We start from the raw sequence: 17,766 nt of genomic DNA, 5'->3' as shown, positions 1-17,766 counted from the left end.
CGCTTGCGTTCAGAACGGCACCTGCCGACGGCATACGTCGAGAACCAATTGCCGAAACCAACGATGAACCGGATCGTTCTCTAAACGGGGATGCCACATCTGGGAAATCGTAAAGCCATCCGTCGTTACGGGAAGCTCAAAAGAGTGGACGGATTCGCTCTGCTGGGCGTTCACGAAAGATGCAGGCAGGAGCGCGACCAGATCGGATGCTCGCGCCACCGCCAATGCGGCCGGAAAACTCGGCACGATCGCCATGGTTGTTCGCTCCAATCCCAGCAAGGCAATCGCGGCGTCGAGAGACTCGATTATCTGGCGGCCGTGCGGCGCGACCACGTGGCCAAAGGCTGCGTATTGTTCGGTAGTCACGTCCTGTTTCATCTCAAGGGGAGCCCCTTTCTGACCACACCCACGTAGCGGTCTCGAAACAGCGCCCGCACGCGTATTTCAGGTCCCATCTCCTCCAGCACGCCGATCTCGAGATCGGCCGAACCATTTCGCAGAAACTCGGCGCTCTTTTCCGGTTTGGAGGAAAAGTGCAAACGCACGAGCGGCGCAACCGCGCTCACTTCAGCAATCAATGCTGCGCCGAAGGCTTCCACGAAAGCTTCATTGGCACGAATCCTCAGGGTTCTGCGCAGCGTTGAAAAATCTGCTGCCGTCGACGACGGACAAAGCAACGAACGCGCCTCGAGGACAATGTTTTGTGTTTGCTCTCGAATCGCTTCGGCATGCGGAGTCAGCACCATATTGCGCCCCGCCCGGACCAGCAATGGATCGCCGGTTGCGGCGCGAAGGCGGCTCAGCGTGCGGCTCATCGCGGACGCGCTGAGATGCAACGATCGAGCGGCACGTGTGACGTTTTTCTCGGTCAGCAACGCATCGAGCGCGAAGAGTAGATTGAGGTCCGGTTCTGGCATCGCTTGATCGTGGTAAGCAAGGTGAGGTAGGGCGTCCGATGCATATATTAGTTGCATTCAGTGCGGCTTCCGCCATGCCCGATGAACCGCTACATTGGTTTGCGTGATCGAGCCGAAAGGATCGCTCTCGTTACTCAGGTTCGAGAGCAGCTTTGTTTATCGAGGATGCCAATGCAAGACACACCTTCGCAGAAAACCGTTCTCCTTATCGGCGCCTCGCGCGGCCTTGGCTTGGCGATGGCCGAGGAGTTGTTGAAGCGCGGCTACCGAGTCATCGCTACCGGGCGAGCTGCCTCTACAGAAAGACTTCAGCATCTTGCCAACGCCTGCGCTGGCTCGCTCGAAGTGGAGACTGTGGATATCACGATTCCCGGGCAGATCGCAGCGCTGCGCGGCCGCCTTGAAGGTCGGCGTGTCGATGTGCTTTTCGTGAACGCGGGCGTGAAGAACGACGATCGTGAAACGCTGGCGGACGTCTCGACCGAGGAATTTGTGCGCGTGATGGTCACGAACTCGCTGAGTCCGATGAGGGTCATCCATGCGTTTCAGGACCTGGTCCCGCCGACTGGAACGATCGGTGTCATGTCGTCGGGGCAGGGCAGTATCACCAATGCCACCAACGCGAACTATGAAGTCTACCGAGGGAGCAAGGCCGCGTTGAACATGTTCATGCGTACCTTCGCGGCGCGTAGCGCGAGTTATCCGCGCAGCCTTCTGCTCATGGCGCCCGGATGGGTGCAGACAGACATGGGTGGCCCTGCGGCGCGCTTGACCATCGAGGAAAGCATTCCGAATCTCGTCAATACCATCGAGGCTTACGAAGGGCGCGCCGGTTTCCATTACCTCGACTATCTCGGACGCGCCGTGCCCTGGTGACGGGCCGCTCGCCAACCTGATGGATTGGGCGGCGAGGCATCGGCACGCCGTGATCAGCACGGCGCGGTTGCGCTAACTGCGTTACTCAACCCAGCGCCACGACCGCGATCTCGACCAGCAGCTCGGGCGCGGCAAGCTTTGCTTGCACCGTCGCGCGCGCCGGTGCGTGACCTTGCGGAACCCACGCGTCCCACACTTCGTTCATGCCTGCGAAATCCCGGCCAATGTCCGCGAGCCAGACTTGTGCGGAAGCGAGGCGCGTCTTGTCGATGCCCGCCTTCTCCAGATAGCCGTCGATCTTTTCCAGCACCTTCGCGGTCTGGAGTTTGACGTCAGGGGTGTGATCGGCGGAAGTCTGGCCGCCGACGAACACAAGGCCGCCTGCTTTGACGACGCGGCTCATACGCTGGTTGGTGTCGATACGAACGATATCGGTCATGACAATCTCTCCATTTGAAAAGGCGAACGAAGCCGCCGCGCGGATCGACTGGAGGGCGCGACGGAAAATCGGTTAGTGCGCAACGAGATGCGAAGCGCCAGAGCGGGAAGCCGCGGCCGAGCGGCTAAAACGATCAATGGCAAACGCATCGAGCGAAAGCGAGGGTTTGCCGTCCAGCATCAGTTCGGACACGAGCTGGCCGCAACCCGGCCCGAGCTGAAAACCGCTGCCGCAGTAGCCGAACGAGTAATACAGATTCGCCGCCTTGCGGCTCGCGGAAATGACCGGCAGTTCATCTTCCGTAAAAGCTTCGACACCGGCCCACGCGCGGTTCACGCCGAGATTCCGCAGATGAGGAAACAGATCCGTCACGGTTCGCGCGCTGCGCACGAGGCGGGCAAAATCGACTTCGCCGTGACGATTCGCCAGATCGGCAATGCCGATCAGTTTGCCGCCGATCACCACCGTGCCGTTGTCGAACTGCTTGAAGGACAACGGCCGGCCCGTTGCGCCGAGCGTCGCGCGGCAGAAGGGCGCCACGCGCTGCGTGACCATCAGCATCAAACCTTCGGGATGCACCGGCACGCTCTCGCCGACCTGCTTCGCCAATTCGCCGGACCATGCGCCCGCGGTGACGAGCAACTGGTTCGCGCTGAACGTGCCGTGCGGTGTGACGGCGAACCATCTTGTGCCGCGCTGCTCGATGCGCCGCACCGGCGTGCCTTCCAGAAAACGTGCGCCGAGCCGCTGCGCGGCGAGCCGGAATGCCGTCGTGGTTCGATAAGGCAGCGCGTAACCGTCGCGCTCGACCCAGATGCCGCCGGTGACATGCCGCGCGAGCGCCGGTTCGAGTTCGAGCACGGTGTCGCGATCGATCACTTTCTCGTGCGTGAATCCATGCGATTCGAGCTGCGCGACGCGCTGGCGGCACGCGTCGAGTTCGTCATCCGTTTCGGCGATTTTCAACTGGCCGGATGCCACGAAGCCGCCGTTCTCGCCGAGCAGATCGCTCATGCCGTGCCAGATTTCCCGCGACATCAGCGCGAGCGGAATCTCGGGCAACGGGCGGCCCAGCGTGCGCACGCCGCCCGCGTTCACGCCCGACGCATGACGCGCCACATAGTCGGCTTCGAGCATGATTACCTTCGCACCGCGCCGCGCCAGATGAAACGCGCTGCTCGTGCCGTGCAGGCCGCCACCGACCACGAGCACATCGGCTTCCTGGATGTCGGTCGTGTCACTCACCGGCGAGTTCTCCAAGCGTGAGCGGCTTGATCGGTGGACGGATGCGGTAGTAGCCGACTTCGGCGGGCGAGACGCGGCGCGCGTCGGCGATGACTTCGGTCACCGTGAGACCGCACATGCGTCCCTGACACGGACCCATGCCGCAGCGTCCGAACGACTTCGCCTGATTCGGTCCGACGCAGCCGAGTTCGACGAACTTGCGCAACTCGCCCGCGGTGACTTCCTCGCAACGGCAGACGATGGTCTCGTCGCGCGGAATGCGGTTGATGTCGCGCGGACGATACAGGCTGTCGAGAAAAGGCCGGACGCGCATGACGCCCGCGAGCGCGCGGCGGTGTGCGACGGCTTCGGCATCGCGTACCTCGGCCGTCAGCGCGCCGAGCTGCGCGGCCGCCGCGAGACCGGCGAGCGTGCCTTGCAAGGCCGCCGCCTGCGCGCCGCCGATGCCCGCGCCATCGCCCGCGACGAAGATGCCGGGCACGTCCAGTTCGCCCCACGCATCTACTTTCGGGGTGAAACAGAGTTGTGCGTCGTCCCAGCGGTGCGTGGCGCGCAGCGCCTGCGTGAATTGCGTGTTCGGCACGACGCCCTGATGCAGCAGGATCACATCGGCTTCAATACGATGCGCGGTGCCTTGCGTCGTGAAGTGCAGCGCGGCGGCACGCTCGACATGATCCGTTCCGATGCGCGCTTCCACGCGCAAATTGTCGGCGGCCTCGAAGATCGGCACGTTCGCTTCGCGCAGCGTGCGAATCAGTTGCAAGCCTTTGCTCAGGAACGGCCACGCGCGCAGCGCCGCCAACGCATGCCGCTTCGCGCGCCAGCGGTCTTCATGGCGCGTGGTATCGACCAGCGCGCGGATCGGCACGCCGGCGCGCACGTATTGCCAGCCGAGCAGATACAGCAGCGGCCCGCAGCCCGCGAGCACCGGCGGCGCGGCGGGCACTTCGCCCGCGCTCTTCAAGAGGATCTGTGCCGCGCCCGCTGTCAGCACGCCGGGCAGTGTCCAGCCGGGAATCGGAAAGGGCCGTTCCAGCGCGCCGCTGGCGAGAATCACGCGTTGCGCGTCGAAGCTGCCGATCTTGCCGTCCCGCAGATAATTGACGCCGCGCTCGCGCGTGACTTGCCATACGGTCGCACGGGTCAGATGCCGCGCGCCCGAAGCGGCGAACGCTTCGGCGATGGCGGCGCCCGCCGCGTAGTCCGGCCCGAGAATCTGCTTGCGGCGTGCATCGGCGCGGCCGATGGCGCGATAGATCTGGCCGCCCACGGCGTCCTGTTCGTCGATCAGCACCGTTGAGAGGCCGGCGCGCGCCGCGCGCGTCGCCGCGCTCATGCCGGCGGGACCGGCGCCGATCACGACGACGTCGACGGCTTCGGAAGCGAAATCAGCGCTCATGGGCGTTCTCCAGCGGTGCGTCGGTCGGCGCAGTCGCGCCCAACGGCGGCAGATCGCGCGCGCCTTCCTGCGAGCGGATGCGCATGCCGGCTTTGACTTCGACCATGCAGGCCTGACGGCTCGGCATGCCGTCGATCTCGACGAGGCAGTCGAAGCACGCGCCCATCATGCAGAAGGGCGCGCGCGCTGCGCCGGAGACGGGCGTCGCGCGAAAGCGCGATACGCCCGCCGCAAGCAAGGCCGCCGCGACCGAGCAACCGCCCGGCACGGACAACGGCCGGTCGTTGAACCAGATGTCGACGTGCGTGGCGGCCGAGCCTTGCGCGCCCGGCAGCGGCTTGAAAAGCGTGTGAGTCGATTGGGTAGTCATGTCGGATTCAATGAGCGGGAGTCAGTTCACCGGCGTGCTCGAAGCGGCGCGCGGAAAAATGGGGCAGTTCGTCGGGCATCGGCGCGCCCATGATCCACGGCGCGACGCGCAGCGCATGCGCGGCCGCCAGCGTCACGCCGCTATGGCAGGTCACGACGAACGCGCCGGGGTGCGCCGCGGAGTGGTCGTAGATCGGAAAGCCGTCGGGGCTGTAGACGCGCAACGCGGCCCACATGCGCACGAGCCGTACGTGCTGCAACATCGGAAAGGCGCGCACGCCACGCCGGGCGATGTCGGTCAGCACGTGCGTGGTGGTGAAATCGTTGAAGCCGACTTCTTCCATGGAATCGCCGAACTGCACGCTGCCCTCATCGGTCTGGCGCACGTTGAGCGTCGGATAGTCGAGAAAGCGCGCGACGCGTTCGCTCACCAGCACTTGCCCGCGATTGGGCGCGACCGGTGCGTCGAGTCCGACGAACGGCGCGAGCGCGCGATTGCCGAGTCCCGCAGCGAGCACCACGCGCGCCGCGCGATACGTCCCGCGTCTGCCGTGCACGACGAAGCCCTGTGCTTGCGGCTCGATGCGCTCGGCGCGTTCGCCCGACACGAGCCGCACGCCCCGCGCCTGCATGGCGGTATGCAGGCCGCGCAGCAGCTTGAGCGGATTGACGTGACCGTCCATCGGCGAATAGCTCGCGCCGATCACCGCCGGGCCGATGTGCGGAATACGCGCGCGGACTTCGGCGGCATCGAGCATCTGGTAGGGGTAATCGCCCAATTCGGCTTGCAGCGTCGAGAGGCGCTTGTCGCGTTCGGCGAGTTCGTTGTCGTTGAAGCAAAAGTGAAAGCCGCCCGGCTGGCGCAACGCCACGTCCACGCCGGTTTCGTCCAGCAGTGCCTGCGCGAGTCCCGGCCAGCGCGTGGCCGAACTGCGCGACCAGCGCGCATAAGGCGAAAGGCCGTAGCCCTTGCCCTGAATCCAGACGAGGCCGAAATTGCCGCGCGACGCGCGCAGGCCGCCGTCGTCCTCGTCGAGCACGGTGACGCGCGCGCCTTCGCGGGCGAGCCCGTAGGCCACGGCCGAACCGACGAGGCCGCCGCCGAGCACCAGCACGTCGGGGCTGGCGGTGCTAGTCAATGTCATCGGGTTTCTCCGATCAGAATGCGATCCAGTCCGACCATGCGGTCGAGCAGGATCATCAGGAGGACCGTGCCGACGATCAGCACCGCCGACACCGAAGCGACCAGCGGATCGATCGTCTGCGCGATCTGGTTGTACATGGCGACGGGCAGCGTGGTCGTGCCGGGCGTTGCGACGAAGATGGTCATGGTCAGTTCGTCGAAACTCTGGATGAACGAGAGCACCCAGCCGCCCGCCACGCCGGTGCGGATCATCGGCAGGACCACGCGGCGAAACGCGGTGAAGCGGCTCGCGCCGCAGGAGAGCGCGGCGCGCTCGGCATCGCGATCGAGCCCGACGGCCGACGACAGCGCGAGCCGCAACGCATACGGCAGCACGATGATCACGTGCGCGCAGACCAGCGACCAGAACGATCCCGACAGATGCAGCAGCGACAGAAAGCGCAGGAACGCGATGCCGAGCACGACTGCAGGGATCATCATCGGCGAGAGGAAGAAACTGGTGAGCGCGGCGCGGCCCGGGAAGCGATAGCGCGCGATCGCCAGCGCGGCGGGCACCGCGAGCAGCACGCCGATGCTCGCCGCCGCGAACGCGAGCCGCACCGACAGCCAGAACGCCGCGACGATGTCGCCGTTTTCGATGATCGCGCGGAACCAGCGCAGCGACGCGCCATCGAAAGGCATCGAGATGAAGCCCTTGTCGGTGAAGGCCACCATCACCACCACCACGAGCGGCGCGAGGATGAAGGTCAGAAAGAACGCGTTGTAGACGAGCCCGAGAATGCCGTTCTGTTTCATGATCGCTGTCTCCCGCTCAATCGAAGATGTGCTGAAAGCGGCGCTCGGCGAGGCGGCTGCAGCCCATCACGATCGCCACGTTGGCGATCAGCAGCAGCACGGCGATGCTCGCGCCGAGCGGCCAGTTGAGCGTGCCGAGGAACTCGTCGTAAGCGGCGGTGGCGACCACCTTGAGGCGCCGGCCGCCGATCAGCGCCGGCGTGGCGAACGCCGATGCCGACAAGGCGAATACGATGATCGAGCCCGACAGCACGCCCGGCATGATCTGCGGCAGCACTACGCGGCGAAACACCGCGAACGGCGAGCCGCCGAGCGAGCGGCCGGCCCATTCCACTTGCGGGTCGAGTTTCTGCATGGTCGCCCACACCGACATCACCATGAAGGGCACCAGCACATGCGTGAGCGCGATGATCATGCCCGTCATGGTGAAGACGAGACGGATGGGTTCGTCCGTCACATGCAGCGCCTGGAGCAAGTTGTTCAGTACGCCGTTGTTGCCGAGCAGGATCTGCCAGCCGAGCGTGCGCACCACCACGGAGATGAGCAGCGGACCGAGCACGACCAGCAGACACAGCGACTGCCATGGACGCTTCATGCGCGCGAGCACGATGGTCTCCGGCACGCCGAGCACGATGGACAATAGCGTGACGGCGAAGGCGAGGCCGGTGGTGCGCAGAAAGATCGTGCCGTAGTACGGATCGCTAACCACTTCCCAATAGTTCGCGAACGTATAGGCGGCCGTGACGCCGGCCGTATCGCTGAACACGCGGAACGACAGCATCAGCGTGAGCAGCAGCGGCACCAGCAACAGGCCGACGAACAGCAGCAGCGCGGGCCCCGACAGCAGCCACGGCGCGGCGCCAGGACGGGCGTCGTCAAGCGTGGCCATGAGCGCTCTCCGGAGTGTCTTGCGTGAGCACGCGCAGATCGTCGTCGGTCCATGCGAGGCCGACTTCGTGGCCTTCCTCGGGCGGCGGCGCGCCGTGGTTCGGCTGCGCGACGCGCAGCTTGCCGAGTTCGGTGTCCACTTCGAGCAGCCACTGATTGCCGACGAACACGCGCGTCGCGATGCGGCCGCGCAGGCGCGCCTCGCCATTGGCCAGATGAACCTTTTCCGGGCGGATATAAACGTTCACCGTGCCGTCGACATGACGGCCTTCGTGCGGCACATGCAGCGTCGTGCCGGCCACGGCGACTTCCGCGCAGCGCGGATTGCGGCGCAGCACCTCGCCCGAAAGCGCGTTGGTGCGGCCGAGGAACGTCGAGGCAAACGGCGTGGCGGGGCGCTCGTACGCGTCGTACGGCGTGCTGAGTTGCGCAATCGCGCCGCGATGCATCACCGCGATGCGGTCGCTCATGGTCATCGCTTCGACCTGATCGTGCGTGACGAGAATCGTCGTGATGCCGAGGCGCTTCTGGATCGCGCGCAGTTCGATGTGCATCTCTTCTCGCAGCTTGGCGTCGAGATTGGACATCGGCTCGTCGAGCAGCAGCAGTTCCGGCTGCATGGCGATGGCGCGCGCAATCGCCACACGCTGACGCTGGCCACCCGACAGTTCCTTCGGATAGCGGTGCCCGAGGCCTTTCAGGCGCACGAGGGAAAGCGCTTCGGCGACGCGCTCGTCGCGCTCCTTGCGTTTGACCTTGCGCATCTCCAGCCCGAAGCCGACGTTGGCCGCCACCGTCATGTGCGGAAACAGCGCATAGCTCTGGAACACCACGCCGATGCCGCGCTTCTCGGGACGTTCGCTGGTGATGTCGCGGCCATCGAGCAGAATGCGGCCGGTGGTCGGCGTGACGAAGCCCGCGACCATTTGCAGCGTGGTGGTCTTGCCGCAGCCGGAGGGTCCGAGCAGCGACAGCAATTCGCCGCGTTCGACCGCGAGATCGAGTTGATCGACCGCCGTAAAATCGCCGTAGCGTTTCGAGATGCCTTGCAGAGTCAGGAAGGCCATGCGCCTCGCTCCTTCATCAGATCGCGCGTCGCGCGAGGAACCCGCTGGTGCCGCTGAAGTGCCGTACTAGGTGCCGCATTTCAGCGTTCGACCGAACGGTTCCAGCGCTCGGTCCATTCGGTCCGGTGCTGATTGATCGTGGTCCAGTCCATCGCGGTCAGCTTCGAAATCTGCTCGGGACCGTAGGGCACGCGCGCGGCGATCTCAGGCGTGAGCTTGACGGTCTTGTTGACCGGACCCAGTCCGATGCCTTGGGCCTGCAAGACCTGCACTTCCGGGCTCAACAGGTATTGCACGAACTGCTGCGACAACTGCGGCTGCGCGTTCTCCGCAATCGCGCACGCCGCCACCTGCAAGGCGACCGCGCCTTCCTTCGGGTAAATGAACTTGAGCGGGAAGCCGGTGTTCTGCAAGGCGACCGCGCGGCCGCTGCCGTATGGCGCGAGGATCACGTCGCCGGACTGCATCTGGCCGTCCATCTCGCCGGGCGTCGGCGCCCAGGACAGCACGTTCGGCGCGACCTGTTTGGTCATCGCGGCGAAGCCGGGGTCGATGTTCTTTTCGCCACCGCCGGAAAGACGCGCGAGCATCACGAGCGTATGCAGGCCGTAGGTATTGGTGATCGGCGGCACGCCGAGTTTGCCCTTGATGCGGCTGTCGGTGAGCGCCTTCCACGAGTCGGGCGGCGGCAGGCCGGCCTTCTTGAAGGCCTCCTCGTTATAGCCGATGCCGGTCGCCACCATGCCGACGCCGATCGCGCTCGGCCCGATCTTCGCGAGTGGGTAGACGTCCTTCATCACGGGCGCGTCGTCGAGCTTCGCGCACAGGTTGAGCTGCATCGCCTGGTACATGGGGCCGTCGTCCATCACCGCGACGTTGATCTGCTGATGGCCTTTCTGCGCCTGCAGCTTGGCAAGCGTATCGCTCGAATTGCCGGCGACGTAGACGATCTTGACGTTATGCGCCTTCTCGAACGGCGGGATGATCTTCTGCCGGTAGAGCTGCTCGTTCGAGCCGCCGACGTTGGCGACATAGAGCGTGGTGTCGGCCTGCGCGAGGAGCGGAGCGGCGAGGGTGGAAGCGGCGAGAAGCGCCGCGAAGGCGGGGTGGGACGAGGCGGACAGGCGGCGATGCAACGCTCTTTTCATGACGACGATCTCCAGTTCCGGTGTGGGGACGCGGGCTTCGCTGCCCGTCGTTGGAATGCAGTGTCGCGCCGGCTAGTCATGCCGTCCAATACGAATAAAATACCTATCCATGCATGGATGATATGGATTGAAAGGTGTCGTCTAAGGGAGAATACGGATGAATCTCAAGCACATCGAGGCGTTTCGCGCGGTGATGGTGTCGGGGTCGATGACCGCCGCCGCAAAGGCGCTCTTCACGTCGCAGCCGAACGTGAGCCGTCTGATCGCGCAACTCGAGCGCGACACGGGGCTGCAACTCTTTCAGCGCAGCGGCGTGCGGCTGATTCCCACGAGCGAGGGCGAAGCGTTCTTTCGCGAAGTGGAGCGCGCGTTTGTCGGCTTGCAGGGCCTCGCGAATGCCGCGGCGCAGATTCGCAATCTCGGCAGCGGACGTCTGCGCATCGCGGCGATGCCTTCCGCAGGCATGACGCTGGTGCCGCACGCCATCAAGCGTTTTGTCGCGCGGTTTCCGGATGTCACCGTGTCGCTGCACGTGAATACGTCGGGCACGGTCAATCATTGGACGGCCTCGCAGTTCTGCGACCTGGGTGTGGCGGTGTATGTCAGCGAGGCATCCGATTGCGAGGTCGAACAGCTATCGGACGTGGCTGCCGTTTGCGTGATGCCGGCGGCGCATCGGTTGGCGGCGAAGCGCAGTATCAAGCCGGAGGATCTGGAAGGCGAGCCCTTCATTTCGCTGTGTCACGGCGACGGCACGCGCACCTTGATGGACGAGGTGTTCCAGCGCGCGGGCGTGCAGCGGGTCATGTCGATCGAGGCGCAATACGCGGCGATGTGCTGCGAGATGGTCCGCCACGGCATGGGCGTGACCCTCGCGCATCCCATCGTCGCGCGCGACTTCGCCGGGCCGGAAATCGTGATTCGCCCATTCCTGCCGGCCACGCGCTTTCAGACCTATCTGCTGTTTCCTCCGCACAGACCGCGGGAGCGGCTGGCGTCGGCGTTTGTCGAGGTCTTGCGGGAACTGCATGAGGAACTGCTCGCCGAGGTCGTGGCGCCGGCGCGGAGTCGGGCCGGACGCGGGCGCGCGGGGTCGCGGGCCGAGGCGGGAGGGGACAGGCTTTGAAGATGCCAGGGGCGCCTTGTCTCGCCTGCCGGTATATCCTGCTGGTACTCTTTCCGATCCTCTGACCGTTTTCTGAAACCGGGTAATCGCGATACATGACCGAGCAACCGCCCACCATTGAAATTGAAAGCGCGCCGAATCCCACGTTTGCCGTGATCCTGATGCACGGTCTCGGCGCCGATGCCAACGACTTCGTGCCGCTCGTGCCCGAACTGCGTCTTGGCAATGCGCCTGCCGTGCGCTTCGTGTTTCCCAACGCGCCGGAGATTGCCGTTACCGCGAACAACGGCTACGTGATGCGCGCGTGGTATGACATCCGCTCGTTTCAGAACATCAATGAGCAGATTGACGAAGCGGGTATCGAATCGTCTTGCGCAACCGTGCGGCAATTGATCGACGCGCAGAACCGGCGCGGCATTCCCACTTCGAACATCTTTCTCGCGGGTTTTTCGCAAGGTGGGGCGATGACCTATTCGGCGGGGCTGACGCATCCCGAGACGCTTGCCGGTTTGATCGTGTTGTCGGGGTATGTGCCGTCGCCGGGCTTTATCGACAGCCGTTTTAGCGCCGCGAACCGTGGCACGCCTATCTTTGCCGCGCATGGCATGTATGACGACGTGTTGCCGATCCCGTTAGGGGAGGCCGCGCGCGACTTTGCGATCACGCGAGGCTGCAAGGTCGACTGGAGCACGTATCCGATGCCGCATTCGGTATGCGCGGAAGAGATATCGGCGCTGCGCACCTGGCTCCGCGCGCTGCTCGCGTCTTCCTGAAACAGCCCGGCCGCGCTCAGGCGTCCGGCGTTTGCGCAGGCGCTTGCGTGCCGGGCAGGTCCGCTTGCGCGGCGCCTTCGAGGAACCGGCGGGTCGACTCGAACGCCTGCAGCATTGGCTCGGGCCACGGCGTTTGCAGCATGACCGCCTGATGGTTTTCGAACGCCGACGACAACAGCTTCGCCAGCTCAGGCGAACGCAGATGGCGCAGCAGCACGCTGACCGCAATCGCCGTGGCCTGGCTCGCGCCGGCCGTCTGAAGTTCCGAAGCGGTGAGGGCCGCGACCTGTTTGTTGATGTCCACTGCAACTTCCTTGGATGAAATGTGGGAGAGGGATGGCCCGACGGCCGGCGGCGAATTTTGACATGGTTGGCCGCTTGCCGTGAGCGGACGCCGATACGCGGCTGTGTGCGGTCGGAAAAATCATCAAGCATTTTTGCATAGGCGCCATTCACTTCATTGTTGGCTCGAAAGCGCGATTTGCATGGTATTCTGCGCGCCGATTTTCGTCGTATCGGTTGCGTAATACTCGCGGATTAATCGGTGCATCATTGAATAAATCTCGCTACAGAACACAATAAAAAAGAGGGCTGCGATGAGCGTGATATTGACTGTGCTCGGTGCGGTGGTCGGCATGCTGGCCGCCTTGTCGAACAATTTCTCGATCAGCCTCGGCGCATTGCTGGGTGCGGTGGCTGGTTTTGCGTTTTCGCGTCTGCTGCAAAAGAAGTCCGTGGATGCCGCAACGCCGTCCGCGGCCAACCCGGCCGCCACTGACAGTTGGAACCCTCCGGGCGAACTGGCGGCGCGCGTCGAGCGGCTCGAGCGGGAGATCGTCGCGTTGCGCGGCGAGATTCGTCAGTTGCGAGCGGGCGGCGTCGAGGGCGCTATGGATGCTGATGCGCAGGTCGCCGACACGGCAGCGTTCGAGCGGTCGCCGTCGGACGCCGCGTCGAGTCCTTATGCGATCCCGCCTGCCAATGAGCGGACGGCAAGTCCGCCGCCCGAGGCGCCAGCGATGCGACTCGCCACTGCGCGCTCGTCGACAGGCGCCGAAGCGATGGCGTCGGCCGCTCAGCATGCAGCGAGCGCGGACGGCGCAACAGCCGCTCGTGGCGCAGCAGACGTATCAATTGCACTCGGCGTACCCGGCGCTGCTTCCGTCGCCCCGGCCGCACAACCCGTTCCCGCGACAGCGTCCGCGCCTCCTCGCGGCCCTGGTCTCGCCGAGCGCATCTTCAAAGCGGGCCGCGACTGGCTTCTAGGTGGCAACACGGTCGTGCGGGTCGGCATCGTCGTGCTGTTTTTCGGCATCGCCTTCCTGCTCAAATACGCCGCCGACAATAGCCTGCTGCCGATCGAATTCCGCCTTGCCGGTGTGGCGCTCGCCGCGACCGCCTTGATCGTGCTCGGCTGGCGCATCGGCGAGCGACGCGGCGCGTATGGGCTGGTGCTGCAAGGCGGCGGCGTCGGCGCGCTGTATCTGACCGTCTTCGCGGCCACGCGGCTGTATCACTTGCTGCCGGCGGGCGCGGCCTTTCCGCTGATGGTCGCGATCTGCGCGCTCAGTGCATTCCTGGCGGTCCGGCAGAACGCTTCGTCGCTGGCCTTCATGGGAAGCGCGGGCGGTTTTCTCGCGCCGATATTGCTGTCGACGGGCGGCGGCAGTCACGTCATGCTGTTCAGCTACTACGCGCTGCTCAATGCCGGCATCTTCGCGATCGCCTGGTTCAAGGCGTGGCGCCCGCTGAATCTGCTCGGCTTCGTGTTCACGTTTTCGATCGGCGCCGCGTGGGGCGCGGTAGCTTACCGCCCCGAGTTGCTCGCCAGCACCGAGCCGTTCCTGATTCTGTTTTTCCTGATGTACGTCGGCATCGCGCTGCTCTACGCGGTACGGCGAGAAATCGCCCTCAAGCATTACGTCGACGGCACGCTGGTGTTCGGCACGCCGCTGGTGGCGATCGGCCTGCAAGCCGCGTTGATGAAGAACACCGGGTTCGGGCTGGCATGGAGTGCGGTGGCGCTGGCCGCGTTCTACCTCGCGATCGCGGGCTGGCTGTCGCGGCGCCGGGAACGCCTCGGCATGATGTTCGAGGCCATGCTCGCGCTGGCGGTGATCTTTGCCACGCTCGCCGTGCCGCTCGCGTTCACCGGACCGACGACGAGCGCGACCTGGGCCATCGAAGGGGCCGCGATCAGCTGGCTCGCCGTGCGTCAACGGCGCCTGAGCGCGTTCGGTTTCGGCCTGCTGCTGCAACTGGCCGCGGCGGGCGCCTATGCGGTCGGCATGATCGCTCAGACTTACGACGCGAGCGTCTTGCCGGTCCTGAACGGTGCCTACATCGCGTCCGTGCTGATCGCGCTCGCGGGCATTTTCACGGGATGGCGTTTGCACGGCCGCAGCGAAGCAGGCGAGTGGCACGTGTGGATGCCGCGGATCGGCCTCGTTGCCAGCGTGTGGGGTTTGTCGTGGTGGACCTTGGGCGGCCTGTCCGAAATCCATGCGTACGTGAGCACTCGTCCTGGCTTAGAACGCGGCCGTTATGAGGCGGCCGCCGTCGCGCTCTTCGCCGTGCTGACAGCGTGGTTGGCTCACGGCGCGCGCCGCGCGCTGCGCTGGCCGCTCGCCGAATTGCCGGCGCTGGCGTTCGTGCCGGTTCTCGCGCTCCTCACGGCCGAGCTTTTCACGTTAGGTATGGCGCCGTTGAGCGGCTACGGCTGGCTGGTCGGCGCGCTCGCCGCACTCTCGGTGTACGGATTGTTGTGGCGCCAACAGCGCGACGTCAGCAATATCGTGCTCGCGCCGCTGCATACACTGATGTTCTGGACGGCCGGCGCGCTTGCCGCGCTCGAAGGCTATTGGGCTTTGCGGGCTTACGTTCCCGAAGGCGCATGGAGCTGGAGCGCGTGGGCATATGGCTTCGGTGTGCCGCTGCTGTTGCTGGCGGGCGCCGGGCACCGTCTGCGCTGGCCGGTCGCGCGCTTCATGCGGGCGTATCAGGTGTGGGCCGCCGCGCCGCTCGCCGTGCTGCTGTGGGCGTGGAGTATCGCAAGTGTGACGAGCGACGGCAGCGCCGCGCCGCTCGTGTGGCTGCCGATCCTCAATCCACTCGATGTCGCCCAGATTCTCGCGTTCGTCGCCTGTGCGGTGTGGCTGCGCAAACTGCGTGCGTTGGGCGTGCAATGGCATCCGCGAGCGTTCGACTATCTGGTGCTCGCCACGCTGTTCCTGTGGTTCAATGCGCTGCTGTTGCGCACGCTGCATCATCGTTTTCACACGGCGTACGATGTCGGTGCGGTGCTCGCCTCGTTCAGTCTGCAGCAGGTGTTTCTGGTCGGCTGGAGCGCGTTTGCTTTTGCCGGGTTGTGGCTCGCGCGGCGCGACAGTATCGTGCGGCTGTGCGCGATCGCGTCGACGCCGCTCGTGCTGGTGATGTGGATATGGACGTTCTTCGCGAACCTGACGCAGGACGGCGGCGCATGGGCGCGTCTGCCGTTGCTCAATCCGCTCGACCTGGTGCAGGCGGTGGTGTTCGCGCTGGCGGCGTTCTGGCTCGCGCGGATTCATCGGCTCGGCGTGCCGATCGGCGAATATCGCGTGCCGTTGCAAGTAGCGGCCGGCGCGACCGGATTCGTCTGGCTGAACGCGATGCTGCTGCGCACGCTGCATCATTGGACCGGCGTGCCGTACGAGTTCGAGACCATGTCACACTCGATGCTCGTACAGGCTTCAATATCGGTATTCTGGACGGTGTGCGCGCTTGCCATGATGATCTGGGCGACGCGCCGGGCGAGCCGGATGTTCTGGTTCATCGGCGGCGCGCTGCTGGCGGCGACCGTGGTCAAGCTGTTCCTGTTCGATCTGTCTCACGTGACCGGGATCGAGCGGATCGTTTCGTTTATCGGCATCGGTTTGATGTTGTTGCTGATCGGCTACTTCTCACCGTTACCGCCCAAGGCTCTGGTCGTGGAATCCAAGCAATGAAGCGTGCCTTTACATTCACCGGCTGGTGTTTTGCGATCGCGGCGATGTGGGCGTCCGCGCCCGCCATCGCCGCCGACGACTTCGCGCAGCATTTCGCGCTGCAACTCGAAGAAGGCGCCGCGTACTACAGCGTGACGCTGCCGGCCGCCGTCTACGCGGCGAGCCAGCGTCACGATCTCGGCGACGTGCGTGTCTTCAACGGCACGGGCGAACCCGTGCCGTATTCGCTCGATGCGCCGCGCGAGCCGCCGCGCACGCCGCCCACGCTGCGTCCGGTGCGCTGGTTTCCGTTGCCGCCCGCTGCCGCTAGCAGTTCCGCCGCACCGCTCGGCGTGACGATCGCCGCCGACGGTTCGCTGCGCGCGACCTCGGCGCCGCCGTCCCGCGCGCAACACGACACGGACCTGATCGACCTCGGACGCGCGTCGCATGCAAGCCGGGTGACCGCGGTGCTCGTGCATCTGCGCGACGACAATTACCAAGGGCGCGTCACCGTCGAATCGAGCGACGATTTGCGTCACTGGCAACCCGCCGGCGATGCGCAACTGCTGAAGGTCAGCTACAACGGCAGCACGCTGAGTCAGGACCGGATCGAACTGGACGGCAATCGCGCGCGCTACCTGCGTTTGCGCTGGCTCGACGGCACGCCGTATGTCGAGTCGCTGGACATGGAGATTCAGCCGCTTGCCGCCGACGCCGCGCAACGCGCGGAGCGGGCATGGCGCGAAGGCATCGTCGCCCACGCGGGACCGAAACCCGGCGAGTATTTTTTCAGTACCGGCGGCCCGTATCCCGTCGACCGGTTGCGCCTGAATCTGCCTCAGCCGAATACCGTTGCGCCTGCGCTCGTCTATTCGCGCACGGGGCTCGATACGCCATGGCGCGAAGTGGCGGGCGCGACATTGTTCCGCTTGCACAACGGCGAGGTGGAGCAAAGCAATCCTTCGCTCGAATTGACGCCCGACACGGATCGTCAGTGGCGTGTAGTGGTCGACCCGCGCAACGGCGGACTCGGCAGCGGCACACTGACGGTCGCCGCGGGCTGGCGCCCGGCGGTCCTGACGTTCGTCGCGCGTGGGACCGCGCCGTTCACCCTGGCGGTGGGTAGCGCGACGACGGTGTCGTCCGCGGCGAGCCGGGACGATCTCTTGATGGGCGCCTCGACGGTCCCCGCGACGGCGCGCCTGGGTGAGGCGCTGTCACCCGAGCAGGCCGCGAGGGCGCAGTCCGCGAGGGATCCGGATGCGATGCGCCGCTATTTGCTATGGGCGGCATTGCTGCTGGCCGTGGGTTCGCTTGCTGCGATCGCGTGGCGGCTCGCACGTGGTGCTCGTGTGCCGGCGGGCGGTGCGCCGGGTGCTGGGCCCGGCGCGTCTGCGGGATCTGGCGTGGCGGGTGCGGCGGCGACGGGCGCTGCGGGTGCTGCGGTGGAATCCGGCCGCGCGGGCGCGGCGGGTAGTGTGTCCAACCCGGCGTCCAACCCGGCGTCCAACCCCGCATCCACCGCGGGCGCGGCGGCTAGTGCGCCCAACCCGGCGCCCACCGCGGGCGACGCCGATGGGCAGGGCGAAGGCAAGCGCTGAATTCAGTGCCG

At 65.5% G+C, this 17,766-nt stretch carries 15 protein-coding genes and 1 pseudogene; 5 read left to right on the top strand and 11 right to left on the bottom strand.

Translation table 11 applies throughout. The features are described 5' to 3' along the window. Positions 1 to 9: 9 nt before the first annotated feature. A pseudogene (locus tag B0G73_RS22605) lies at positions 10 to 917 on the bottom strand (LysR family transcriptional regulator). A 171-nt stretch (positions 918 to 1,088) separates the two neighbouring features. Here B0G73_RS22605 and B0G73_RS22600 point away from each other — a divergent pair. Next, positions 1,089 to 1,793 carry an SDR family NAD(P)-dependent oxidoreductase gene (locus B0G73_RS22600; RefSeq protein WP_106283497.1) on the top strand — a complete coding sequence of 235 codons (705 nt, stop codon included), beginning with the start codon at positions 1,089 to 1,091 and terminating at the stop codon, positions 1,791 to 1,793. Between the two features lie 85 nt (positions 1,794 to 1,878). Here the strand turns inward: B0G73_RS22600 and B0G73_RS22595 are convergent, their stop codons facing one another. From B0G73_RS22595 to B0G73_RS22555, 9 genes are all read right to left on the bottom strand, one after another. Further along, positions 1,879 to 2,232 carry a RidA family protein gene (locus tag B0G73_RS22595; protein WP_106283496.1) on the bottom strand — a complete coding sequence of 118 codons (354 nt, stop codon included), beginning with the start codon at positions 2,230 to 2,232 and terminating at the stop codon, positions 1,879 to 1,881. Between the two features lie 72 nt (positions 2,233 to 2,304). Beyond that, positions 2,305 to 3,477: an FAD-binding oxidoreductase gene (locus B0G73_RS22590; protein WP_106283495.1), complete on the bottom strand. Its 1,173-nt coding sequence runs from the start codon at positions 3,475 to 3,477 to the stop codon at positions 2,305 to 2,307. Beyond that, positions 3,470 to 4,876, bottom strand: coding sequence for an FAD/NAD(P)-binding oxidoreductase (locus B0G73_RS22585; protein WP_106283494.1), 1,407 nt, complete (start codon positions 4,874 to 4,876; stop codon positions 3,470 to 3,472). Before B0G73_RS22585 ends, B0G73_RS22590 begins: the two co-directional genes overlap by 8 nt. Then, positions 4,866 to 5,246: a (2Fe-2S)-binding protein gene (locus B0G73_RS22580; RefSeq protein WP_106283493.1), complete on the bottom strand. Its 381-nt coding sequence runs from the start codon at positions 5,244 to 5,246 to the stop codon at positions 4,866 to 4,868. Before B0G73_RS22580 ends, B0G73_RS22585 begins: the two co-directional genes overlap by 11 nt. A 7-nt stretch (positions 5,247 to 5,253) precedes the next feature. Then, entirely contained in the window at positions 5,254 to 6,390 is a 1,137-nt protein-coding gene (locus B0G73_RS22575; protein ID WP_106283492.1) for an FAD-binding oxidoreductase, read from the bottom strand. Beyond that, positions 6,387 to 7,184 (bottom strand): ABC transporter permease, encoded by a 798-nt coding sequence (locus B0G73_RS22570; RefSeq protein ID WP_106283491.1) that lies wholly within the window; start codon positions 7,182 to 7,184, stop codon positions 6,387 to 6,389. Before B0G73_RS22570 ends, B0G73_RS22575 begins: the two co-directional genes overlap by 4 nt. A 16-nt stretch (positions 7,185 to 7,200) precedes the next feature. Beyond that, entirely contained in the window at positions 7,201 to 8,073 is an 873-nt protein-coding gene (locus B0G73_RS22565) for an ABC transporter permease (RefSeq protein ID WP_106283490.1), read from the bottom strand. Further along, positions 8,060 to 9,139: an ABC transporter ATP-binding protein gene (locus tag B0G73_RS22560; RefSeq protein WP_106283489.1), complete on the bottom strand. Its 1,080-nt coding sequence runs from the start codon at positions 9,137 to 9,139 to the stop codon at positions 8,060 to 8,062. The genes B0G73_RS22565 and B0G73_RS22560 overlap by 14 nt, the downstream gene beginning before the upstream one ends. 80 nt (positions 9,140 to 9,219) lie before the next feature. Then, complete coding sequence (locus tag B0G73_RS22555) at positions 9,220 to 10,287, bottom strand: ABC transporter substrate-binding protein (protein ID WP_106283488.1); 1,068 nt, start codon at positions 10,285 to 10,287, stop codon at positions 9,220 to 9,222. A 157-nt stretch (positions 10,288 to 10,444) separates the two neighbouring features. Here B0G73_RS22555 and B0G73_RS22550 point away from each other — a divergent pair, with 157 nt between their 5' ends. Further along, a complete protein-coding gene (locus B0G73_RS22550) occupies positions 10,445 to 11,413 on the top strand; it encodes a LysR substrate-binding domain-containing protein (protein WP_106283487.1) in 969 nt (322 codons plus the stop codon). Between the two features lie 95 nt (positions 11,414 to 11,508). After that, on the top strand, positions 11,509 to 12,186 hold the full coding sequence (locus B0G73_RS22545; protein ID WP_106283486.1) for an alpha/beta hydrolase: 678 nt from the start codon (positions 11,509 to 11,511) through the stop codon (positions 12,184 to 12,186). Positions 12,187 to 12,202: 16 nt separating this feature from the next. On the opposite strand, the gene B0G73_RS22540 is transcribed toward B0G73_RS22545, so the two are convergent. Beyond that, positions 12,203 to 12,490 carry a hypothetical protein gene (locus B0G73_RS22540; RefSeq protein WP_106283485.1) on the bottom strand — a complete coding sequence of 96 codons (288 nt, stop codon included), beginning with the start codon at positions 12,488 to 12,490 and terminating at the stop codon, positions 12,203 to 12,205. A gap of 292 nt (positions 12,491 to 12,782) precedes the next feature. Between B0G73_RS22540 and B0G73_RS22535 the strand changes: the two genes are divergently transcribed. Both B0G73_RS22535 and B0G73_RS22530 read left to right on the top strand, forming a co-directional pair. After that, the gene (locus B0G73_RS22535) at positions 12,783 to 16,172 is read left to right on the top strand and encodes a DUF2339 domain-containing protein (RefSeq protein ID WP_106283484.1); all 3,390 of its coding nucleotides are present in this window, start codon (positions 12,783 to 12,785) and stop codon (positions 16,170 to 16,172) included. Further along, positions 16,169 to 17,755 carry a DUF3999 domain-containing protein gene (locus tag B0G73_RS22530; RefSeq protein ID WP_106283483.1) on the top strand — a complete coding sequence of 529 codons (1,587 nt, stop codon included), beginning with the start codon at positions 16,169 to 16,171 and terminating at the stop codon, positions 17,753 to 17,755. Before B0G73_RS22535 ends, B0G73_RS22530 begins: the two co-directional genes overlap by 4 nt. Positions 17,756 to 17,766 lie beyond the last annotated feature (11 nt).

The organism is Paraburkholderia sp. BL25I1N1 (assembly GCF_003002025.1).
GTDB lineage: Bacteria > Pseudomonadota > Gammaproteobacteria > Burkholderiales > Burkholderiaceae > Paraburkholderia.
This window is presented reverse-complemented; position numbering and strand designations above follow the sequence as displayed.